Genomic DNA, 23065 nt, shown 5'->3' on the forward strand with positions numbered 1-23065 from the left:
TCTAATCATATTTATTTATGATGTCATAAAAAATATATATTATTTCATTCTTACTTTAACTGTTTTGGCTATTTATCAAGTAAGTTAACTTTATAGCCAACTCAATATCTTATTTTTTATTGAGTATTCACTTTAGCTTCTCAGCAATTAAGCTGCATTATTATCTATATTTAGTCTTTTTTTGATAAAACAAGTATTATCGTCGCTAATTCTTTTTTTTCTATGGCCGTTAGTTTAGTAACTCGGTCTTTAGCAATAAGCTCATCTTGTCTTTGGGCCAGTATATTATCATATAACTCTTTTAAAGTATGAGAAAAAATCGTGGCTATCTCATCATCGTGATATTTGTGTTGCCAAATTGCTAACGTGTTTAGTTGCTTGGCTATTGGCTTATCGGTATATTCTGCCAAAATTTGAGCGGTAACAATATTGGGTCTTTCATGGCAAATTTTCAATAATTCAATAAAAATATCAATACCAGCAAGTTTTACTTGTTGTAAACTTTCCATATCAGGAACGAGTTTTGATAATTCTGGGTATTGTATTAATAAACCAATCAAAATTCGCATCGTCGTTAGCTTCATTTTGATTACGGGCATTTTGTTCTCAGGTTCAGCGGATGATGCATTATTACTACTATCATAAGGCAGTAATAGTTTATCTATTTGGGTTATGTCTAGAAAACCAAGGTAATCGCCTAATTGTTGCTTTAAGTTAAGTGCAAAAGATTGTGCTTTTACCTGCACGATTAATGGTAAGGCAAGCGAGCTTAGTTTCGCTTTACCTTCTGAGGTTTTTAGATCAACTTGAATTAATAGCTCATCAAACAAAAATTGTGATAGTGTTAAACCGTTATTTAATCGAGTTTCAAATTGCTCTTTACCTTCTTTTCTGACTAAACTATCGGGATCATCACCCTCGGGTAAAAAAGTAAATTTGATTTGTTTTCCATCGACGAGAGTCGGTAACAATACATTAAGTGCTCGCCAAGCAGCGCGGCGGCCAGCTGTATCACCATCAAAGCAAAAAATAACATTATCGGTTGCTCTAAAAAGTAATTTAATATGATCTTCCGTTGTTGCAGTTCCAAGTGCTGCAACGGCATAATCGATGCCGAACTGAGCTAATGACACAACATCCATATACCCTTCAACTACGACTAATTTTTCAGGGTTACGATGTATCTGCAGTGTTTCATATAATCCGTAAAGTTGATAACTTTTATGGAAAACCGCTGTTTCAGGTGAGTTAATATATTTTGCTGAATCATTGGCTTTGATTGTTCTTCCACCAAAGGCAATTATGTTGCCTTGGCGGTCGCGGATAGGGAACATTATTCTGCCACGAAAACGATCATATTGATTACCGTTGTCATTGCTGACTAACATTCCTGCCTGATCATATAGGGCTTTTTCTTGCGAGGTTTTGGCTATATGATTAAACGTTATACGCCAATCATCAGGGGAATAACCAATCTTATAATGATTGATTGTTTTTTCATCTAATCCTCGACGAGTTAGATATTCATTAGCTTGTGCTGCATCAGGTGTGGAAAGTTGTGTTTGGTAAAAGTGAGCCAGTTTGCCCATTATCGTGTATAGATCTCGCCTAATGTTTTGTCCAGATACTTGTGATTGGTTTCGCTTTGTATCAGGTGAGGTTTCAATATAAGGAACAGTTATACCATGAAGGTTGGCAAGTTCTTCAATTGCTTCAGGATAAGAAAGACGATCATAGTTCATTAAGAAATCTATAGCAGAACCACCAGCACCACATCCAAAGCAATAATACATCTGTTTTTTTTCGCTTACAGAGAAGGAGGGGGTTTTTTCATTATGAAATGGGCAGTTACCCCAATAATCTTTTCCTCGCTTTTTTATTTTAATCCGATGGCTGATAATATCAACAACATTGATTCGAGCAATCAGATCAATAATAAAGTCTTGAGGAATTCGCTTCATAAGTGACTCTATCCGATTTTTATACACTAAAGACAACAAACCGTACATATAGTACGGTTTGTATGTATTTGGACTAATTTATTATTAACAATTAGTATAAACGAATACGACGTGCGTTTTCTCTTTCTAGTTTTTTAGCATGACGTTTTACCGCTGCAGCTTTAGCTCGTTTACGAATAGTTGTTGGTTTTTCATAAAACTCACGGTTACGAACTTCTGCTAAAATTCCTGCTTTTTCGCAAGAACGCTTAAAACGACGTAATGCAACATCGAAAGGTTCATTTTCACGTACTTTAATTACTGGCATGTGCCTCTCACCTCAAAATTATTGGACTTTACTAGCCAAAGTCAAATTATTAAAATGGCCAGTGTTAAAAATTAGTGCTGAATTGTACTGCTAATAAGTGGGGGTTGTAAAGTACTTTATCATATTTATTGTGTTATTCGCTGTTCAAAACCTATTTCATTTATTAAGTACTATTTATTGTCGAATTACAATGATTTCATTGGCCGCTAAACATTAATAACCAATCATTTTTTACGCAATTTTATTAATTAAAATTTTTATCTAAATAATTATTTGATTATCAGCAGTTACCGTCCGATAATACGAGCTATTAAATTTCAAAAGTAATAAACGAAATAGGAGTTATTATGTCGCCGATTATAACAGGTGATTTTCCACAGCGGCGCTTACGCCGTTTGAGAGCTAATGATTTTAGTCGTCGACTTGTGGCTGAGAACAGTTTAACTGTAAATGATCTAATTTATCCGGTCTTTATTGTTGAAGGTAAAAATGTGAGTGAACCGATTACATCTATGCCAAATGTCAATCGTATGAGTGTCGATGTATTATTAAAAGAAGCAGAGCAAGTCGCTAAACTTGGCATTCCTGTTTTATCGCTTTTTCCCGCTATAGACCACAGCAAAAAATCATTATTAGCAGAAGAGTCATATAATGAAGATGGATTAGTTCCAAGGGCGGTGAGAGCGCTTAAAAAAGCGTTCCCTGAGTTAGGGATCTTAACTGATATCGCATTAGATCCTTATACAATACATGGTCAAGACGGCATTATTGATGATAGCGGTTATGTACAAAATGATATCACTGTTGAGACATTGATTCGTCAAGCGATGGTACATGCTCAGGCAGGGGTTGATATCATAGCGCCTAGCGATATGATGGATGGACGAATTGGCGGGATCCGAGCTGAGTTAGAAGATAGTGGATTTGTTAATACCCAAATTATGGCTTATTCAGCTAAATATGCATCAACTTTTTACGGCCCATTCCGTGATGCAGTAGGATCTGCTACTAATATTAAAGGCGGAAATAAAAAAACTTATCAGCTTAACCCAGCAAATAGCCGTGAAGCATTACAAGAAGTATATCAAGATCTACAAGAAGGTGCTGATATGGTAATGGTTAAGCCTGGTATGCCTTATCTTGATATTTTGCGTCAGGTTAAAGATACTTTTGCAGTGCCAACCTTTGCATATCAAGTATCTGGTGAGTATGCTATGTTAATGGCTGCGATTAATAATGGTTGGTTAACTGAAGCTGCCATTATGGAATCATTATTATGTTTTAAACGTGCAGGAGCAGATGGAATATTAACCTATTTTGCTAAACAGATTGCAGAGCAGTTACAAGCTGGCAAGTAAGCAATTTTGGATGCATTTTGTTGCTTAATGAAATGCATCTATTCATTTTATATTAATTAAATTATTATATTTTATTCAAATCGATAGAGAAAAAAATTATAACCGATAACCTTAAATTTATTGTTTACTAAGAGATCATTTTTATTAACATTAGGGGTTAGGTATATGTATAAGTTACTAGTAACGGCTATATTGATTATTTTTACTTCTTGTTTTGCATGGGGAGATACCATTAAACTAAAAAATGGTGATAACCTCTCGGGTAAAATTAAACTAGTTGATAGCAATAAAGTATTAATAGAGACTGAATATGCTGGAATTATCACCATAAATAGTGACAAAGTAGCCACATTTTCTATTAATGAACCAGTTAAAATCAAAAATGGTTTATTTTCAGCTTCACAGTACGCCGATACAATTGTGTCCGCTGGTGAGAGCGAGATTAAATTAGTCAAAGGCAATGATAGTAAAATAATACCGATTAATAATGATCTAACAATAATTAAAAACACCTCATCTTCACTAACTCCAAATGATCTCATCATTAATGGCGATTTAAATGCTGGCGCTTATTATAATAAAGGTTCTTCTAAATCAGAACAATATAACTTAAATGGCAATATAACAGCAAAACATGACTTATGGCGCCATGGTTTAAGAGCTGCTTTGTTTAGATCAAAAGATGATGAGCAAACGAGTAATTATTATTACACCGCACAATACGAAGTTGATCGATTTTTTACCCCCTCATTTTTTTGGCAGGGCAATGTTCAATATAAGCATGATTGGATAGAAGATATCAAAACAAAAACAAGTTTTGGTATGGGCCCAGGTTGGCAAGTATGGGAAGATGAATTATCTGCTTTGTCACTAACTGGGTTAGTTAGTTACCAACGAATTGATTATCGCGATGGTAATGATTCAACTCATCCTTTAGGATCGGTTAAATGGAATTATTATCAATTTTTTGCAGGAAAATCACTTAAATTTTTTACCGTTGGTGAAATAGGCCGAAGCTTTAATAATGACGTTGATCTCGATTTATCTGCTACAGCAGGCCTTGCATATTGGTTAACAGATTGGTTATCAGTTAACACCAGTTTAACTAGGTCAAAAAGTACTACTCACGATGGTGATTCAAGTAATACTAACTATAATATTGGTGTCGGGGTTAATTGGTAAACTATTTTGAGATAAGATTAGCATAGTAGTCGCTAATTTTATCTCTACCTTAATTTTCTAAACTCATCAAAAAAGCTTTCTCCTATTAATTTCAAGTACAGGCTAATAAAGTAGAAAAACACAATATATAGTGTATAATTCTCAAAAAATATCTATATATGGGTTTAACCGCTTAAAGGAATATAACATGCCAGTAGTTGTAAAACGTGATGGATGCCAAACCGCTTTTAATGAAAATCGTATTCGAGATGCTATTTTAAAAGCAGCGATTGCGGCTAATGTAAATGACTCCGATTATTGCGCTGGAGTTGCTAAATTGGTTGCAAATCAGATGGCAGATCGAGAAAGTGTCGATATTCATGAAATTCAAAATTCTGTTGAAAATCAACTAATGGCTGGCCCATATAAAAAATTAGCAAGAACCTATATCGAGTATCGCCATGATAGAGATCGTGTGCGTGAAGAGCGCAGCCGTTTAAATCAAGACATTAAAGGCTTAATTGAGCAGAGTAACGTTGCGATTTTAAATGAAAATGCCAATAAAGATAGTAAAGTCATTCCAACTCAGCGTGACTTGTTAGCGGGTATTGTTGCTCGTCATTATGCTAAACAATACCTTTTACCTAAAGATGTATCAAGGGCTCATGATAGCGGTGAATTACATTACCATGATCTTGATTACTCACCATTTTTCCCTATGTTTAACTGTATGTTAATCGATCTAGATGGCATGTTAACAAAAGGTTTTAAAATGGGTAATGCCGAAATTGAACCACCTAAATCTATTGCAACGGCAACAGCCGTAACGGCGCAGATTATTGCTCAAGTTGCTAGCCATATTTATGGTGGTACAACGATAAATCGTATCGATGAAATATTAGCTAAGTTTGTTACGATTAGTTTTGAAAAACATAAAAAAGTTGCTGAAGATTGGAAGATCCCTGACGCAAAGGCGTATGCGGAAAATCGCACGGCTAAAGAGTGTTATGATGCATTTCAATCTTTAGAATATGAAGTAAATACACTCCATACCGCTAATGGACAAACACCATTTGTTACCTTTGGCTTCGGTTTAGGTACAAGCTGGGAATCAAGGTTAATCCAAGAGTCTATTTTAAAAGTAAGAATTCGTGGTTTAGGCAAAAACCACAAAACAGCTGTATTTCCTAAACTTGTGTTTGCAATTAAAGATGGCATCAACCATAAATCAGCTGATGCTAACTATGATATTAAGCAATTGGCTTTAGAGTGTGCATCAAAACGTATGTATCCTGATATCTTAAATTACGAAAAAGTGGTGGAGGTTACAGGATCATTCAAAACACCAATGGGTTGTCGTAGCTTTTTAGGTGTGTATGAAGAAGATGGCAAACAAATTCATGATGGACGCAATAACCTTGGCGTAATTAGTCTTAATCTTCCTCGTATTGCGATTGAAGCAAAAGGCGATGAAGCTAAATTTTGGCAACTATTAGATAGCCGCTTAGTATTATGCAAAAAAGCACTAATGACTCGTATTGCAAGGCTTGAAGATGTTAAAGCAAGAGTTGCGCCTATTCTTTATATGGAAGGGGCTTGTGGCGTTAGATTAAAAGAAGATGACTCTGTTGCAGAAATTTTCAAAAATGGTCGTGCTTCGATATCATTGGGCTATATTGGCATTCACGAAACGTTAAATGCATTATTTAGTAATAAAGAGCACCCATTTGATAACGAAACATTACGCCAAAAGGGCGTGCAAATCGTAGCGCGGTTACGTCAAGCTGTAGAACAATGGAAAAAAGAAACAGGATATGGTTTTAGTTTATACAGTACGCCAAGTGAAAATCTATGTGACAGATTTTGTCGTTTAGATACGGCTGAATTTGGTGTTATCGCAGGCGTTACAGATAAAGGCTATTATACTAATAGTTTCCATTTAGATGTTGAAAAGAAAGTTAATCCATATGAAAAAATTGAATTTGAAAAACCTTATCCTGAATTAGCCAGTGGTGGTTTTATCTGTTATGGCGAATATCCCAATATGCTCAATAATGTAAAAGCGTTAGAAGATGTATGGGATTATAGCTATAGCCGAGTGCCTTATTATGGTACTAATACCCCGATCGACGAGTGCTACGAGTGCGGCTTTGCTGGCGAGTTTTCATGTACTAGTAAAGGTTTTGTCTGCCCAAGCTGTGGTAATCATGACTCCGCCAAGGTATCAGTGACACGGCGCGTTTGTGGTTACCTTGGCAGCCCTGATGCAAGGCCATTTAATGCAGGTAAGCAAGAAGAGGTTAAACGCCGAGTTAAGCACCTAAATAATGGGCAAATCGGCTAATTTAACCTTATATAGCACTTTTACCATAACATAAAGGTGCTACTTAGCTCATTCGTTCATTATCTGTCTAACGAAAAACAATATATTGCAGAATTATTATGAATTATCATCGCTATTATCCAGTTGATGTTGTTAATGGTCCTGGCACAAGGTGTTCTTTATTTGTTGCAGGCTGCATACACCAATGTCGGGGTTGTTACAATAAAAGCACTTGGTCACTTGATTCAGGTTTTACATATACCCAAGAGCTTGAAGACCATATTATTCGTGATTTGCAAGATACCGAAATTAAAAGGCAGGGGCTCTCATTATCCGGCGGTGATCCTTTGCACCCACAAAATGTACCAACTATACTTAGGTTGGTACAAAGAGTGAAGGCGCAATGTGATAATAAAGATATTTGGCTTTGGACTGGCTACTTACTTAATGAACTAACTATAGAGCAACAAGTTATTTTGCCTTATATCGATGTGCTTATCGATGGTAAGTTTGTACAAGAACTTGCTGATCCCAAACTACTTTGGCGTGGCAGTAGTAACCAAATTGTGCATGAATTACACAAAAAATAGCGAGTTATCATTTATTTTGGTCATATAGGTCATGCTGATTAAGTAAATTTGAAATGGCTTCTCGATAGTGAATTTCTAAATTTTCACGACTTGATGAGCTAATTTTTAAATCAGTGATACGGCCATTGCTGATCCCATAGACCCAGCCATGAATATTCACTTTTTGCCCGCGTTGCCAAGCCGATTGAATGATGGTTGAGTGGCCGAGATTATAAACTTGTTCAATGACGTTAAGTTCACATAGAATATCCATTCTTTTTTCTGCAGGAAACTCGCCAAGTAATGAACTATAGCGAAACCAAATATCACGAATATGCAGCAGCCAATTATTGATTAATCCTAAATCTGGATTTTCAACAGCAGCTCTGATCCCCCCACAGTCAAGATGACCACAAATAATAATATCTTCTACGCCTAATACATCAATAGCATATTGAACGACGGATAAACAGTTTAAATCGGTATGAATAACTAAATTCGCAACATTACGATGAACAAATAGCTCACCAGGCTCTAACTCAGTCAGTTTTTCAGCCGGAACGCGGCTATCTGAACAACCAATCCATAAAAATTTAGGTCGTTGCGTAATAGAAAGATGTTTGAAAAAATCAGGATCTTCGAGGGCAACTTTTTGAGACCACGCATGGTTACGTACGATAAGGTCAGAAATTGTTTTCATGAAAGTACTCTTTCGTTGATTGAGGAATTAGTTTACTGGCTGTAAGCAAAAATATCAATGTTGATTTCTTGCTAATCGATAAGAGATAATTTATGGATATTTCGTTAAAATATTGTTGTAAGCACTTAATATAGAGAAAAATCTGTGTGCAAGTTTTATATGTCAGGCAAAGCCTGACATATAAAATGGATATTATTTCATTGCTTGATGTAGTTTATGATAAACCGCTAGTAGTTGCTGATGTGAAGTAAATTGAGTCAAGTTTTCATCGACGTTAAACAATCCTAAAAAATGCTTTTTACCTGTTGCGTATTGCCACATCTCGTTGACATGATCTTCACCATACATTTTATTAAAGGCAGGCTGATAATTCGTAAATTGTTTTGCATCACGCATAAGCATAAAATCAACTAAAGTAAGTAAACAGCGATAAGCGTGATTACGTTGTGGTGTGAAAATCGAACTATTCATTTCAATTGTCCAATCTAGCCATAATTTAGCTTGTTCTAAATCTTTACCGGCTAATGCTAGCATCGCTTTAAGCTCGCCAATACGTAATGTATACCATGCATTATCTTTGCCCGTTGCAAGGCCTAATAATTCACGTACTCTTGCAAAATCATCTAAACCATCATCATCGAGCTGTTCGATAATTTCAAGATAGTTTTTAGCACTTAATTTACTTTCTGGTAAAGATAAAATTTTATCACGCCAGTGGATTGCCATATTGTTATTAGCAATAAGGAGATCTTCTGGTGGATAAATTTCAGACATACCAACGGCTAAAATTCGGCATGCATAAACATCTAAGTGCTGATAATCCATAATTAACACTTCGATATCTTGCTGATGAATGATTTCCATTAGATTATTAAATTCTTGTTCTGTTGATTCGCCAGTAAAAGACCAATCAACAAACGGATAGTCAGCAGTTTGATTAAATAGATCCCAGGAAATTAAGCCGCTTGAATCGATAAAATGGGTTTCAAGGTTGCTCAAATCAGCTACATCATCATTATCAAATGATGGTGGTGAAAATACATCAAGATCTTTTAAGCTACGACCTTGTAATAATTCCGTTACCGTGCGCTCAAGCGCAACACCGAAATTAGGATGCGCGCCAAATGAAGCATAGCACGTACCATTAGTTGGATTAAATAATATCACACAGATAACGGGGTACTTCCCGCCTAATGATGCGTCAAAACAGAAAATAGGAAAACCTTGTTGTTCTAATGTTTGAATCGATTCAATGGTATTTGGATAACGCTGTAATACCGAGTCAGGTATTGCTGGTAAACTGATTGCTTCGGTAATAATACGGTTTTTTACATAACGTTCAAATACTTCTGATAAACCTTGTACTCTTGCTTCATTTTGACTATTACCAGCAGACATACCATTTGAAGCATAAAGATTTGCAATGAGGTTAACAGGTACATAAACTGTTTTTTGATCAGATTGTTGTACAAATGGTAGCGCACAGATACCGCGATCTTGATTACTTGATTGCAAGTCAACTAAGTCACTTCCAGAAAGTTCATCGTTTGGATCATAAAACGCGAGTAATTTTTTAGTCAATATTCCTTTGGGTAACGAATTATTGGCGGGAATTGGGAACCATTTTTCGTTTGGATAATGAACAAAATCAGTATTATTAGCAATTTGTTTACCAAGATAAAAATCAGAAAAAAAGTAATTAGTTGATAAACGTTCAAAGTATTCGCCAAGTGCTGATGCGAACGATGCTTTTTCACTTGCGCCTTTACCATTCGTAAAACAAGCTGGGCAAGCTTTGTTTTGGATATGTACTGACCAGACATTTGGTACAGGATTAAGCCAAGATGCTTCTTTGGCTTCTAATTCATAATGCTTTAAAAGTGAATGAAAATGATTGATCGAATCTTCAAGCGCTGCATCTTTGCCAGTAATATAGGTTTTCATGTTATATCTCATTATATTTTTGATTATAAAGTATTATCAGCTTAAAGAATGATTATCTATCGATAGATAGTTCACTTAAAGGCCAGCGAGGTTTTACGTTAATAGCAAGATCAGCAAATTGTTGCTTTTTAAAGCGAACCATTCCTGCGTAAGCAATCATTGCCCCATTATCAGTACAAAAAGCAAGCCTTGGATAATAAATTTGACCACGCCTTTTTTGCATTAACTCTGCAAGTCGATTTCTTAACGTCAAGTTAGCACTAACGCCGCCAGCAATAACCAATCGGTTATAACCCGTTTGTTCAAGTGCTCGCTTCGATTTTATAACTAACGTATCAACAAGTGCATCTTCAAAAGCGCTAGCAATATCTGCTTTGGTTTGCTCATCAAAAGGTTGGTTTTGATGGATAGTATTTGCAGCGGCAGTTTTTAAGCCAGAAAAGCTAAAATCAAGGCCGGGCCTATCAGTCATTGGCCTTGGAAAATGAAAACGCGAGCCATTGCCGAGCTGAGCAAGCTTAGAAAGCTTTGATCCTCCTGGGTAATCAATGCCCAGTAATTTTGCTGTTTTATCAAAAGCTTCTCCTGCAGCATCATCAATTGATTCACCCAATAATTGATATTGACCAATTTCGGTTACTTTTATTAATTGTGTATGTCCGCCAGATACGAGTAAAGCAATAAAAGGGAACTCAGGGGGATTATCTTCTAACATTGGCGCGAGTAGATGGCCTTCCATATGATGTACTTCAATAGATGGTACATCCCAAGCATAAGCAAGAGCGCGACCAATTGATGCACCAACTAGTAACGCTCCAACTAATCCAGGGCCTGCCGTATAAGCAACTGCATCAATATCTTTACTCGTCAAGTTGGCTTCTTTTAATGCCGCTTGAATGAGGGGAACAGTTTTACGAATATGATCGCGAGAAGCAAGTTCTGGTACCACCCCACCATAATCAGCATGTAAGCTGATTTGTGAATAAAGTTGGTTAGCAAGCAGCCCTTTTTGCTCATCATAGATTGCAATGCCTGTTTCATCACAGGAAGTTTCAATACCAAGAATTTTCATACTTAATTATCTTTACTGTTAAATGGTGCGATCACATCTTCGCTCCATAAATCTTGTTCATTTATTTCATCGGTAGGAATTCGATGTGTTTCATTCGCCCATTCACCAAGATCAATTAATTGGCAGCGTTTACTACAAAAAGGGCGATAAGGATTTTTTTCATCCCACACAATCAGTTTTTGGCAAGTAGGGCAACTAACGGTTAATTTATCTGTTTTCATATATCATTGGTACATTATTTAGCTTAATTCAACGTAGCACATTAGCAGTTCGCTAATTCAAATTCAACACATTGTGTTTCTATTTTACTATCAGAGTCTGAGTCGAGTTTTACAAATCGAATCGCATAGCGATTCGCATTTCCCGAGACTTGTGGATATAAACCTTTATCAATTGGGATCCTAATTCTTAATAGGCGACTTATTTCACTTGGATTTTGATAAAAATTATTTGAACAACTTAATAATTTAAAACGACCAGATTGCCTAATTAATTGTAAATAAAAAGAAATTGCAAGATATAATGTTGAGAAACTCTCTAACCATTTTGCAATTTGTTGGTCTCTATAATCTTGCGATTGCTGCAACCATAAATGAAATAAAGGTAAATCAAAGCTACAACATCCGCCAGGAATGGTTAATCGTTTACGTATAGAGGCAATAAAACGGTCAGTTTTGAGGTTTTGACCTAGTTTAGGAATAGAATTTAATTGGCTAAGGATCACATTTAGTTTATCTAATAACGCTGAGAGTAGCTCAGTATCAACTCCCGATATATTCAACCAAGTTGATAGCTTTTGTTTTTGTTCATCAATATCTTTAATTAAATCACTTCGAATATCATTACGCTCTACAATTTCAAGTAATTCACAAAGTGAGTGAAAAAATAATAACGCATTATTACAGTCGAATTTTTTATTACATTCAATTTGTTTGATTAAAAACTCAATACGTAACCAAGTTCGCATTTTTTCATTTAATGGGTGTTCAAAAATTACTTTAGCGTTATCCATATTAGCTCAACTTTTAACTGTAATTTTGAGATAGTTTAAGGTACATATTATGCAGCAGCTTAACTTGCGAAGAAAGTTCTGATGTATCGCCATTATTTACGATCACATCATCGGCATAGCTGATTCGATCAGCATTAGTTGCTTGTGATAATAACATGTTTTTTGCTAAATCTTCACTAATATTATCGCGATTTTTCAGCCTTTCTATTTGAATATCAACGGGTGTATCAATAATTAATACGCGATCAGCTTGTTTTTGCAAATTATTTTCAATTAATAAGGGCACAACCCAAAGGACATAGGGGCTATCAAGTTTGCTAATTTGTAACGTTGTTTCACGTTGAATAATCGGGTGTAAATATTGATTTAACCATATTCTATGTTGCTGCTGATTAAAAATGACCTCACGCAGTTTAGCTCGATTTAAATTACCGTCAGCAAGTAAAATATCTTGACCAAAATATTCGACAATGTGTTTAAGTGCTAGCGAGCCTTTTTCTACGACTTTTTTTGCAATAATATCGGCATCAACTACTTGTGCGCCTAACTTTGCAAACAAATTGGCAACGGTTGATTTTCCACTCGCAATTCCACCACTTAAGGCAACAATATAAGGCATAAAATTAAGATGAATAAAATATGTATTTACTCAGCTTATCATACTTGTAACTTACTGCAAGTTTCCTTGTATTCATATTGCCTAGTAGGCATTAATAATGATAATTAGCTAATTGTAACAATATTATATAGGCTGAAATTAATAAGCATGGACCAAATGGAATAACGACTATTTTCAAAGGTATTTTTTTAAAGTAAGCCCCAAAAATAACATAGAGTATACCAATGCTTGATGCAAAAACTAATAACATTGGTAACTGGCTATAATGTATCCATGTACCTAAAGCCGCGAGTAGTTTAATGTCTCCTCCGCCAAGGCCGCTATGCTTTTTAAAGTAATAATATAAATGCGCGGGAACCCACAATAGAATGTAGCCGCAAATAATACCCAATCCTCCATCGATTAATCGTATTGGGTTTATTTCTACATAGCTTAAAGCTAATCCAGTTAACATTATTGGATAGGTAAAATAATTAGGTAATAATAGGTACCTAAAATCAATCGCTGCCAATATAATAAAATAAAGCCCTAAAAAAATTAATATAATTGTCCAAAGCGTACAATCATAGGTCGATATCATCACACAGCAATATATCGAGATAATTAATTCAACGAGTAGATAATTAATTGCAATCGATTGATGGCAATATCGGCAATGGCCTCTTTGGATCAACCATGAAATAATGGGGATCAGTGATAAGTAACTTAGTTTATGATAACAATACACACACTTTGAACGACTAAAAACGATATCATGCAAGTAGCTTAGTGCAGCTTTGTCGGGTGAAAATCGGTAAATTGCAACATGAATAAAGCTACCAAAGCATAGTCCTAGTAGCCCAGTACAAATTAGCACAATAATTACCATTAATGAATTACACTACCTAATTGAAAAACAGGTAAATACATCGCTATCACTAAGCTACCGATAATTAAAGCCATAATTGACATCATTAATGGCTCAATTTTTTGCGATAAATTATCGGTTAGTTCTATATTTTGCTGCTGATAATAATCAGCAAGCCTTTCTAACATTAAATCTAACGTACCAGACTCTTCACCAATACGAATCAGTTGGGTACAAAGGCTAGGGTAAAGCATATGATGTTCAATCGCTTGACTAAATGATTGGCCTTGCTCTATGGTTTTGACAATATTGATTAAACTGAGTTGAAATAATAAATTTCCAGTTACTTTTTTTGCTGATTTAAGGCCTGTGAGTAGTGGGATCCCTGATTTTTGAGTAATGAATAACGTTTGGAATATCAGTGCTAAGCAAGATGTTGTGATTATTTTGCCAACGATAGGTAACTTTAATACATATTTAATAATTAAATGATCATGATATTGTTTTAAATAGTAACGATAGAATAAATAAAAAGCCGTAATAATGACCAATAGTTCAAAAAAATAGCGCTGCAAATAGTTTGAAAGCGTTATTATCAGCTGTGTAAAAAAGGGTAATTGAGCATCAAAACTTCGATACACTTCAGCAAACTTGGGTAATACAACCAGCAGCATGATTAGGGTAACGACAATTGAAGCTGTGAATAAAAAAAGCGGGTAACGCATCGCTTTTTTAACTCTTTTTTTTAGCTTTTGAGTATTTTCTAATTGTTGTGCGACGGTTTCAAAACTATGCTCAAGTTGGCCAGTTAATTCGCCAGTGGCAATAATTTGTATATAAATAGCGGGAAATATTTTACTATGCTGGCTAAGCGCTTGTGATATCGATTCCCCAACTGTTATTTGCTGTTTAATACTACTTAATAACCATTGCCATTGTATTAGCGCATTTTGATTAGCTAATAAATCTAAGCTATTAATTATTGGTAATCCGGCTTTTAACATTGTTGCTAATTGTTTGGTAATAATAATTAATTCTTGTATTTTAAAGCTATGATGAGAAAGATAGCTTTTAAAGGTTAGCTTAAAGAAAAGTACATCTTGTTGTAATAGTGCTAGTCTAGCTTCCCGAAGTGATGTTGCAACTAACACATATTTTTGGCCATTAAGGTCTTGCCATTGATATAACCTTTTTAAGGGCCATAACTTACTCATTTATTAAACCTAACACGCGCTGTATTTCAGCTAACGAGGTTATGCCTTGTTTAACTAACGCAATGCCAGATAAATCAAGAGTATTAATCTCATATTTTTTCATAATTTGCACAATATTATTTAATGAAAATTGGTCATTTTCCGCCAGTAAGGCTTGAATTTGTGGGGTAATTATGAGTAACTCATAAATGCCTATTCGCCCATAATATCCACCAATACAGTGCTGACAGCCCTTAGCTAAATAATGTGGGTAAAGTAGGCGTTTACCGTACTCTTCAATTACAAATTTTTCATCGGCAATTACTTTACAATGATGACAGAGCTTTCTGGCTAGTCGCTGTGCGATGATAAGCTTTAAACTAGAAGCAATTAAATAATTCTTTATACCCATCTGATTGAGGCGAATTAATGCTTCCGCACTAGAGTTAGTATGTAATGTTGATAAGACTAAATGGCCTGTTTGCGCTGCTTGTACTGAAATTTGAGCTGTTTCATGATCGCGAATTTCGCCAATCATAATGATATCTGGATCTTGTCTTAAAAATGAGCGCAAGGTTATAGCAAAATCAAGACCAGCCTTTGGATTAACTTGTGTTTGGTTTATGCCTATAATCGGCATTTCAACTGGATCTTCAACACTACAAATATTGCGTGAACTTTCATTTAGCTCTTTAAGCCCACTATAAAGCGTAATCGTTTTACCACTACCAGTTGGGCCGGTAACTAAAATAAGTCCTTGAGGATTATTTAAAGCTTGCCGATAATGAAATTGATCATTTTCTGATAAACCCAGTTGTTCAAGCGAGAATGTATCTTGCTGATCCTCCATTATTCGTAAAACAATTTTTTCGCCATCAATAATTGGGATCGTTGATATGCGCATCGTGTGCTTATCTATCATCAGTTGTCCATCTTGAGGCAAACGTTGCTCTGCAATATTTAGATTTGCCATTATTTTTAAGCGAACAGTTAACGGTTTTACTAATAAAGTTGATAAGATCGCAATTGGTTGTAAAACGCCATCAATTCGCATCCTAATTCGGTATAGGTCTTGATAAGGCTCAAAGTGAATATCTGATGCGCGCTTAACAAGCGCATCGTTTAAAAGTTGATTAACTAGCTCTACAATTTCGAGATCGCTATATTTTGTCATGATAACTAAAACCTAAAGATATCATTGCACGCATCAGTAATATTATTATTAACTGGCGTTGTAACACATTTTTTAGACCAATCAAGTTGGCCATGAGTCGGATTGATTATCGGCGTCAAAGTTGTTGTTAACCCACTCAAAGCGCTTTGCCCGACTAAGGTAATAATGCCTGCGGCAACATTTATTGATGCAATATAATTCGTTGCTTTAGTTACCGGAATACCACTTTGGCCACTATTACAATTTTTCAGATCACCTTGTTCTAATGAACAAATTTCGATTGCGGTTTTATAAGGTGTCATGGTTTGTAACATATCGGTCATTGCTGCTTTTTGCACATAGCCTTGATAAGAGGGAACACCGATAGCAGTTAGGATCGCTATAACGGCAATTGCTATCATTAGCTCAAATAAAGTAAAGCCGGATTGTGATAAGTGTAAAAAACTGGGTTTTGCCATAATAAATACCTTTATTACATAAATAGTAAGTAAGTAAGTTATAAAAATAACAAATGGCTGATATTACTTATATTATTACAATGTGATAATTCATGATATGTAGCAAATAGCTTTGCATATTTACTATCAATGGTATAATTTTGCGATTAATTACTCAAAAATAGGTGATAAAAGGTTAATATGGATTTGAAGATTCAACGCGGCTTTTTAACCGATACTCAAGTTATTGCATCACCTTATTTTAATGAGCGTCCTATTGGTGAAATGATTAACATGCTCGTTATTCATAATATTAGTCTGCCACCCAATCAATATGGTGGCCCTTATGTTAGCCAGCTATTTACGGGTAAATTGGATCCTAATGAGCATGAATATTTTAAAACAATTTATCAGTTTGAAGTTTCATCCCATCTTTTTATTTGCCGTAATGGTGAAGTTATACAATACGTTTCTTTTGATAAGCGGGCATGGCATGCAGGAAAATCCTCTTTTCAAGGTCGAGATAACTGTAATGACTACTCTATTGGCATTGAGCTTGAGGGAAGCGATTTTGAGCCATTCCCATTAATTCAATATACTAAACTTGCCGAAATTACCCGTTGTTTAAAAAATTACTATCCTATTGAATCTATTGTTGGTCATAGCGATATTGCGCCAGTGCGCAAAACAGATCCCGGGCCTTATTTTGATTGGTCCGTTTACTTGTCATCACTAAAATAAGTCATATTATTTGATTGGTGTTTATTAAACGTATCATTGTCGCTATTTTTATTGGTACAATAACGTATTATTTTATACTTAAATTATTATGAAACAGTTTAATTCTGATATTTTACAATTACTTAAAGATATAGAACAAGAAATGAAGTCAAAATTGCTTTGGCAAAGTTTGCCGCCTAAAGCCGAGGCATTTTTGAGTGAGCAGCCTTTTGCACTCGATATGATGTTACCTAACGAATGGTTACAATGGATATTTATTCCTAGAATACGCGCATTGATTGATGCTAATGCGATTGTTCCACGTAATTTTGTTTTATACCCTTATTTCGAGGAGACATTAAAGCAGCAAGAGGAAGCAGCTAAGCTCCTCTCTTTAATTGAAAATTTAGATAAACGGGTTAAAGCATAAAAAATACCACACTATTAATGATAAATACCGGTATTAGAATAATAATAGACCATTTCATATAGCCAAAAAAGCTTGGCATATTGATGCTATTTTGTATGGCAATACTTCTCACCATAAAGTTAGGCGCATTACCTATATAGGTTAATGCCCCCATAAATACCGATCCCATTGAGATGGCAAGCAAGGTTGCATTAAGATGTCCCATTAGTATATTTGCATCGCCAGATGCTAAATTGAAGAAAACTAAATAAGTCGGTGCATTATCTAAAAAGCCCGATAATATACCACTTAACCAAAAGTACATGATATTAATCGGCTCGCCACTATTATCAGTGACGAGTGAAACAATTGAAGATAAATGCCCCTCATTACCGACACGTAAAATTGCAAGAACCGGGACAATAGTAATAAAAATACCGAGAAAGAGCTTCGCTACCTCTAAAATTGGTTGCCAATTAAATTGATTAGCAGAGCGAACTTGTTTAGGGGTAATAATTATTGAAACAACGCTTATTATAATTAATAATAAATCTCGAATTATGTTTTGTAATGTTAGGTTGACACCTAACATAGTCAGGCTAATACCTGATTGCCAAATTCCAGAAAGTAACACTGCTGCAATAATTGCAATTAATAATACAATATTTTGTTTACCATAAATTTTAATAGTGCGATCTGATATTGAATGATGAGCCACTATTTTTTCTTGTCGTTTATAATAATAGTTATCAATACAATAAAAAATAATTAGCAGTAAAAAAGTGGTTAACAATACGGGTAAAAACATATGCGTTAATGTCCAAAAGAAATTAACCCCTTTTAAAAAACCGATAAATAATGGCGGATCGCCAAGTGGTGTTAAACCTCCGCCAATATTGGCAACTAAAAAGATAAAAAAGACAATTATATGTACTTTATTGTGTCGATTTGAATTTGCTCTAATTATTGGCCTAATCATTAGCATTGCAGCACCCGTCGTTCCCATTACTGAGGCTAAAAGTGTGCCAATTATGAGTAATAAGGTATTAAATTTCGGTGTACCGTTGAAATTTCCTTGAACAAAAATCCCGCCTGAAACGGTAAATAGAGCGAGCAAAAGTAAAATAAAGGGAACATATTCCTCAAAAGTAGCGTGCGCAACGATGTAAGTAATATCACTAATCCCAAATACAAAAGTAAAGGGAATAATAAAAAGTAACGTCCAAGCCGCGGTAATTTTACCGTAGTGATGATGCCAAATCGTTGGCAATACAAGTGGGCAAAGTGCAATTGATAATAAAATACCAATAAAAGGAATTGCCCAACTTAAAGATAGGGTTGTAGCATCAAAACTTGCTGCGTAAGCATCATTAGGAAAACAGTATATTAAGAATAGTACGGCAATTATTTTTGAGTACATGATATTTTTTAATCGATGGTAAAGTTATGATATATATTCTAACAATGTTTTTATTAAAATCATCCACTTTTAGCTAAGCCGCCTCACGATATAATAAATCAAAGATCTAAATAAAAAATTAATGTTCAATATCAATAATAAAAGGATCGCGTATTTATTATTGGACGAAAGAATACAAATGGTTAAAATAGCGTTTTAAGTATAGTAATTGAGGAAAAGAGCATGAATATTGAGCAAACATTGTCAATCATTAAGCCTAATGCAGTGAAAAAAAATATAATAGGTTTTATTGAATCTAGATTAGAACAAGCTAGATTTAATATTATTGCGATAAAAATGATCCATTTGACGCGAGAGCAAGCAGAAGGCTTTTATGCCGAGCATGAAGGAAAGGCATTTTTTGATCGGTTAATTACGTTTATGACTTCAGGGCCCGTTGTTGTACAAGTTTTAGAAGCTGAAAATGCAATTAGTCGCTATAGAGAAATCATGGGTGCAACCGATCTATCTAAAGCATTAGCGGGAACGCTGCGCTACGATTTTGCCGATAATGTTACCGAGAATGCTGTTCATGGATCTGACTCGGTTGAATCTGCAGAGCGTGAAATTGCTTATTTCTTTGCTAATAATGAAATTTTTAGTAACTACTAAAGCATTATAAAAAACCAAGGCACCGTTTGTTTGGTGCCTATTACATACAATTAATTATTCTACGGGAATATGATCTTTAATACTTTCTGATGCACGCCTTGCTTCAGGCTTATGTTGTAATTTATTTAACTGTTTTTCGAGCTTATTAATTAACTCATTAACTGCACTATACATGTCATCGTGCTTTGCAGAGGCAACAAGCGGTGAGCCTTTCGTTGCGATGGTTGCGTCAATAATAAAGCCATCGGGTTCTTTTGATAAAATAAAATGCGGGTTAATTAATTGAGCATGCCATTTTTCGAGTTTAGCAAATTTTTCTTCAATGTAGCTTCTAATAGCCGGAGTGATATCCATTTGTTTACTAGTAATACTTAAAGTCATAATTGATCTCCTTTATATTTGCTAACAAAAAACAATTAATAGATTAAAACTCTTGCTTACTACATTGTCAAATTATTACCAAAAGGTCAATACCTGATTTGTAAGTAGTTTATATTTAAATAAATATTGGCATAAGGGCGATGATAAATTAAAGAATAATGAGCGAGCTATTTAAAGGGAATAGTACATTTTAGTCGTATAAAAATAAGGTTATATTGCTGAAAATTAGCACTGAAATTACACTATAATACTACCTTACAACAACATTATAACGAATTAATCTTCATTACCATAACCATAAACTGGAATCTCTTGATTATCCAGATATGCTTTACCATTTAGCATTTTCAAACGATCACAACAAAACCATTTTACGACCATCGGATAAATTTGATGCTCTTGTGCAAGGACGCGCTCAATCACATCTTGTTCTTCATCATCAATAAAAATGGGAACCTTGGCTTGTAAAATAATTGGGCCACCGTCAAGTTCAGGCGTAACAAAATGGACTGTTGTGCCATGCTCCTTATCTCCAGCTTCGATTGCTCTATGATGGGTATGAAGCCCTGGATATTTAGGTAATAACGATGGATGAATATTTAACATTTTACCAGCGTAATGATTTACAAAGTCAGCCGTCAAAATACGCATATAGCCGGCAAGAATGATTAAGTCGGGTTGGTAGTCATCAATTTGCTTCGCAACGGCTTTATCAAATCGTTCTCGAGATGAATAATCTAAATGACTAATTACATGGCTTGGTATATTCGCTAACCTCGCACGCTCAAGTGCAAAAACATCTGCTTTATTACTCATTACTGCAACAACGTTTCCGTCAATTTGTTGTCGCTCACATGCATCAATAATTGCTTGTAGATTTGAGCCGCTACCTGATACGAGTACCACTATTTTTTTCATCATCTTTAATTATACCTTAACAAAAAGGGCGATATGTACGCCCTTATAATCTGTTATTTTATGATTACTTGCTCTTTTGAATCAGAATACTTTATTTCACCAAGTAGCCATGGGCTCTCACCGAGCTCATTTAATAATTTAATTGCCTTGCTCGCTTCATTTTTTGACAACACCACAATTAATCCAACGCCACAGTTAAATGTCCGATACATCTCATATTCATCAACATTACCTGCTTGTTGTAACCAATCAAATACCGCAGGCCATTGCCAACTTTTTTCATCAATGATTGCCTGCATGTTATCAGGTAATACGCGAGGAATATTTTCCCAGAAACCACCACCAGTGATATGTGCGATGGCGTGCACGTCAACATGTTCGATTAAATTTAATATTGATTTAACATAAATTTTAGTCGGTGCGAGTAAGTGATCGGCAAGTGACTTACCATGCAACTGTTCGTTAGCCGGTTTACTACCACTAACTTCAATAATTTTACGGACTAGAGAGTAACCATTAGAGTGTGGCCCACTTGATGCCAAAGCAATAATCACATCGCCATCTTGTACTTTACTGCCATCAATGATCTTTGATTTTTCAACAACGCCGACACAAAAACCGGCGATATCATAATCATTACCATGATACATACCGGGCATTTCAGCTGTCTCGCCGCCAACAAGGGCGCAGCCAGATTGTTTACATCCTTCAGCAATGCCAGTCACAACTGCGGCAGCGACATCAACATCAAGTTTACCTGTTGCATAATAATCTAGAAAAAAAAGAGGCTCGGCACCTTGAACAATCAAATCATTGACACACATTGCAACTAAATCGATACCAATTGAATCATGACGATTTAGGTCCATGGCTAAGCGAAGTTTTGTGCCAACACCATCAGTACCTGAAACTAAGATAGGTTCTTTATATTTTTGTGGAATTGCACATAGCGCACCAAAACCACCTAATCCACCAATGACTTCCTTACGGCGAGTCTCTTTTACTACATGCTTAATTCTATTGACTAATTCATTGCCGGCATCAATATCAACACCAGCATCTTTGTAGCTTAAAGATGTTTTGTCTGACACAGTAAAAACCCTCATGATTGATTACATAAGCGAAATGTGGTGTTATTTTAACAGCCTTGCGGGCTAATGGCGATAGGTGTTTGAATGATAATTGATATTTTATTATATGTACTAGTAATAGATGTTTATTGCTGATGGTTTTCATTGTTTTATCTATATAACTTTTATTGCAATTTAATGAAATTCATATATAATCTGCCGCAATTACGGGAACTGCTGAGTTAGAGATTGGCGTTTCTTTTTTTAATCTAAAATTTTTTAGGAGTTGTTATGTCTCTAAGTACAGAAGTTAAAGCAAAATTAGTAGCAGAATTTGGACGCGGTACAAATGATACTGGTTGTACAGAAGTTCAAGTTGCACTTTTAACTGCTAATATCAATGATCTACAAGGTCATTTTGCTGAACATAAAAAAGATCACCACAGCCGTCGTGGTTTATTACGTATGGTTTCTAGCCGTCGTAAATTACTTGATTATTTAAAACGTACTGACGTTGAGCGTTACAATCAATTAATTAAAAAATTAGGCTTACGTCGCTAATTCTAGTCAAAATTATAAAAAAAGGGATAATGATTATCCCTTTTTTTATGTCAATTTTTTAGCCAATTTTTAAATAGTCCGAAAATTGTATTTATTATAATCAATCACAATATAGAGATCACAAAAGCTCTAAAAATAAAAATCTGATAATAAATCAATCTATTATTTTTTATCATCTCATTTTTTTATCATACCAAGATTATTTTTATCACAAATAATATCAGTAAACTCTTGCTTGGTTATTATTTATCTTTATTA

At 35.0% G+C, this 23065-nt stretch carries 24 protein-coding genes; 8 read left to right on the plus strand and 16 right to left on the minus strand.

Annotated elements, in window-relative coordinates; all coding sequences use genetic code 11:
• Positions 1-170: 170 nt before the first annotated feature.
• Both dnaG and rpsU read right to left on the minus strand, forming a co-directional pair.
• On the minus strand, positions 171-1961 hold the full coding sequence (gene dnaG, locus RHO14_02930) for a DNA primase (GenBank protein ID WVD71758.1): 1791 nt from the start codon (positions 1959-1961) through the stop codon (positions 171-173).
• Positions 1962-2052: 91 nt separating this feature from the next.
• Positions 2053-2268 (minus strand): 30S ribosomal protein S21, encoded by a 216-nt coding sequence (gene rpsU, locus RHO14_02935; GenBank protein WVD71759.1) that lies wholly within the window; start codon positions 2266-2268, stop codon positions 2053-2055.
• A gap of 347 nt (positions 2269-2615) precedes the next feature.
• On the opposite strand from rpsU, the gene hemB reads away from it, so the two are divergent.
• The 4 genes from hemB to nrdG all read left to right on the plus strand — a co-directional run bounded on the left by hemB (position 2616) and on the right by nrdG (position 7700).
• The gene (hemB, locus tag RHO14_02940; protein ID WVD71760.1) at positions 2616-3626 is read left to right on the plus strand and encodes a porphobilinogen synthase; all 1011 of its coding nucleotides are present in this window, start codon (positions 2616-2618) and stop codon (positions 3624-3626) included.
• Positions 3627-3791: 165 nt separating this feature from the next.
• A complete protein-coding gene (locus tag RHO14_02945) occupies positions 3792-4808 on the plus strand; it encodes a DUF481 domain-containing protein (GenBank protein ID WVD71761.1) in 1017 nt (338 codons plus the stop codon).
• A 187-nt stretch (positions 4809-4995) separates the two neighbouring features.
• Positions 4996-7131 carry an anaerobic ribonucleoside-triphosphate reductase gene (gene nrdD, locus RHO14_02950; GenBank protein ID WVD71762.1) on the plus strand — a complete coding sequence of 712 codons (2136 nt, stop codon included), beginning with the start codon at positions 4996-4998 and terminating at the stop codon, positions 7129-7131.
• A 98-nt stretch (positions 7132-7229) separates the two neighbouring features.
• Complete coding sequence (gene nrdG, locus RHO14_02955) at positions 7230-7700, plus strand: anaerobic ribonucleoside-triphosphate reductase-activating protein (GenBank protein ID WVD71763.1); 471 nt, start codon at positions 7230-7232, stop codon at positions 7698-7700.
• 7 nt (positions 7701-7707) lie between these two features.
• Here the strand turns inward: nrdG and can are convergent, their stop codons facing one another.
• The 10 genes from can to ppdD all read right to left on the minus strand — a co-directional run bounded on the left by can (position 7708) and on the right by ppdD (position 16698).
• Positions 7708-8379: a carbonate dehydratase gene (gene can, locus RHO14_02960; GenBank protein WVD71764.1), complete on the minus strand. Its 672-nt coding sequence runs from the start codon at positions 8377-8379 to the stop codon at positions 7708-7710.
• A gap of 192 nt (positions 8380-8571) precedes the next feature.
• Positions 8572-10323 (minus strand): 30S ribosomal protein S12 methylthiotransferase accessory factor YcaO, encoded by a 1752-nt coding sequence (ycaO, locus tag RHO14_02965; GenBank protein ID WVD71765.1) that lies wholly within the window; start codon positions 10321-10323, stop codon positions 8572-8574.
• A gap of 52 nt (positions 10324-10375) precedes the next feature.
• On the minus strand, positions 10376-11395 hold the full coding sequence (tsaD, locus tag RHO14_02970; GenBank protein ID WVD71766.1) for a tRNA (adenosine(37)-N6)-threonylcarbamoyltransferase complex transferase subunit TsaD: 1020 nt from the start codon (positions 11393-11395) through the stop codon (positions 10376-10378).
• Between the two features lie 2 nt (positions 11396-11397).
• On the minus strand, positions 11398-11616 hold the full coding sequence (gene yacG / locus RHO14_02975; GenBank protein ID WVD71767.1) for a DNA gyrase inhibitor YacG: 219 nt from the start codon (positions 11614-11616) through the stop codon (positions 11398-11400).
• 41 nt (positions 11617-11657) lie between these two features.
• Entirely contained in the window at positions 11658-12407 is a 750-nt protein-coding gene (gene zapD / locus RHO14_02980; GenBank protein ID WVD71768.1) for a cell division protein ZapD, read from the minus strand.
• A gap of 13 nt (positions 12408-12420) precedes the next feature.
• Positions 12421-13026, minus strand: a complete 606-nt coding sequence (gene coaE / locus RHO14_02985) for a dephospho-CoA kinase (GenBank protein WVD71769.1) — start codon at positions 13024-13026, stop codon at positions 12421-12423.
• Between the two features lie 91 nt (positions 13027-13117).
• Complete coding sequence (locus RHO14_02990) at positions 13118-13882, minus strand: prepilin peptidase (GenBank protein ID WVD71770.1); 765 nt, start codon at positions 13880-13882, stop codon at positions 13118-13120.
• Between the two features lie 11 nt (positions 13883-13893).
• The gene (gene hofC / locus RHO14_02995; protein WVD71771.1) at positions 13894-15087 is read right to left on the minus strand and encodes a protein transport protein HofC; all 1194 of its coding nucleotides are present in this window, start codon (positions 15085-15087) and stop codon (positions 13894-13896) included.
• A complete protein-coding gene (locus tag RHO14_03000) occupies positions 15080-16240 on the minus strand; it encodes an ATPase, T2SS/T4P/T4SS family (protein ID WVD71772.1) in 1161 nt (386 codons plus the stop codon). Before RHO14_03000 ends, hofC begins: the two co-directional genes overlap by 8 nt.
• A 5-nt stretch (positions 16241-16245) precedes the next feature.
• Positions 16246-16698, minus strand: coding sequence for a prepilin peptidase-dependent pilin (gene ppdD, locus RHO14_03005; GenBank protein WVD71773.1), 453 nt, complete (start codon positions 16696-16698; stop codon positions 16246-16248).
• Between the two features lie 180 nt (positions 16699-16878).
• On the opposite strand from ppdD, the gene ampD reads away from it, so the two are divergent.
• Together ampD and RHO14_03015 are read left to right on the plus strand one after the other, a co-directional pair.
• On the plus strand, positions 16879-17418 hold the full coding sequence (gene ampD / locus RHO14_03010; protein ID WVD71774.1) for a 1,6-anhydro-N-acetylmuramyl-L-alanine amidase AmpD: 540 nt from the start codon (positions 16879-16881) through the stop codon (positions 17416-17418).
• An 88-nt stretch (positions 17419-17506) separates the two neighbouring features.
• Positions 17507-17827 (plus strand): YqcC family protein, encoded by a 321-nt coding sequence (locus tag RHO14_03015; GenBank protein WVD71775.1) that lies wholly within the window; start codon positions 17507-17509, stop codon positions 17825-17827.
• On the opposite strand, the gene RHO14_03020 is transcribed toward RHO14_03015, so the two are convergent.
• On the minus strand, positions 17817-19226 hold the full coding sequence (locus tag RHO14_03020) for a sodium:proton antiporter (protein ID WVD71776.1): 1410 nt from the start codon (positions 19224-19226) through the stop codon (positions 17817-17819). The two genes, RHO14_03015 and RHO14_03020, sit on opposite strands and share 11 nt — an antisense overlap.
• 222 nt (positions 19227-19448) lie before the next feature.
• On the opposite strand from RHO14_03020, the gene ndk reads away from it, so the two are divergent.
• Positions 19449-19877: a nucleoside-diphosphate kinase gene (ndk, locus tag RHO14_03025; GenBank protein WVD71777.1), complete on the plus strand. Its 429-nt coding sequence runs from the start codon at positions 19449-19451 to the stop codon at positions 19875-19877.
• A 54-nt stretch (positions 19878-19931) separates the two neighbouring features.
• Here ndk and raiA read toward each other — a convergent pair whose 3' ends face one another.
• The 3 genes from raiA to purM all read right to left on the minus strand — a co-directional run bounded on the left by raiA (position 19932) and on the right by purM (position 22267).
• Positions 19932-20258, minus strand: coding sequence for a ribosome-associated translation inhibitor RaiA (gene raiA, locus RHO14_03030; protein ID WVD71778.1), 327 nt, complete (start codon positions 20256-20258; stop codon positions 19932-19934).
• A 276-nt stretch (positions 20259-20534) separates the two neighbouring features.
• Entirely contained in the window at positions 20535-21179 is a 645-nt protein-coding gene (gene purN, locus RHO14_03035) for a phosphoribosylglycinamide formyltransferase (GenBank protein WVD71779.1), read from the minus strand.
• A gap of 50 nt (positions 21180-21229) precedes the next feature.
• Positions 21230-22267, minus strand: a complete 1038-nt coding sequence (gene purM / locus RHO14_03040; protein WVD71780.1) for a phosphoribosylformylglycinamidine cyclo-ligase — start codon at positions 22265-22267, stop codon at positions 21230-21232.
• 270 nt (positions 22268-22537) lie between these two features.
• Here purM and rpsO point away from each other — a divergent pair, with 270 nt between their 5' ends.
• Positions 22538-22807, plus strand: coding sequence for a 30S ribosomal protein S15 (gene rpsO, locus RHO14_03045; GenBank protein ID WVD71781.1), 270 nt, complete (start codon positions 22538-22540; stop codon positions 22805-22807).
• Positions 22808-23065 lie beyond the last annotated feature (258 nt).

Source organism: Orbaceae bacterium lpD04, from assembly GCA_036251935.1.
Classification (GTDB): Bacteria; Pseudomonadota; Gammaproteobacteria; order Enterobacterales; family Orbaceae; genus Orbus; species Orbus wheelerorum.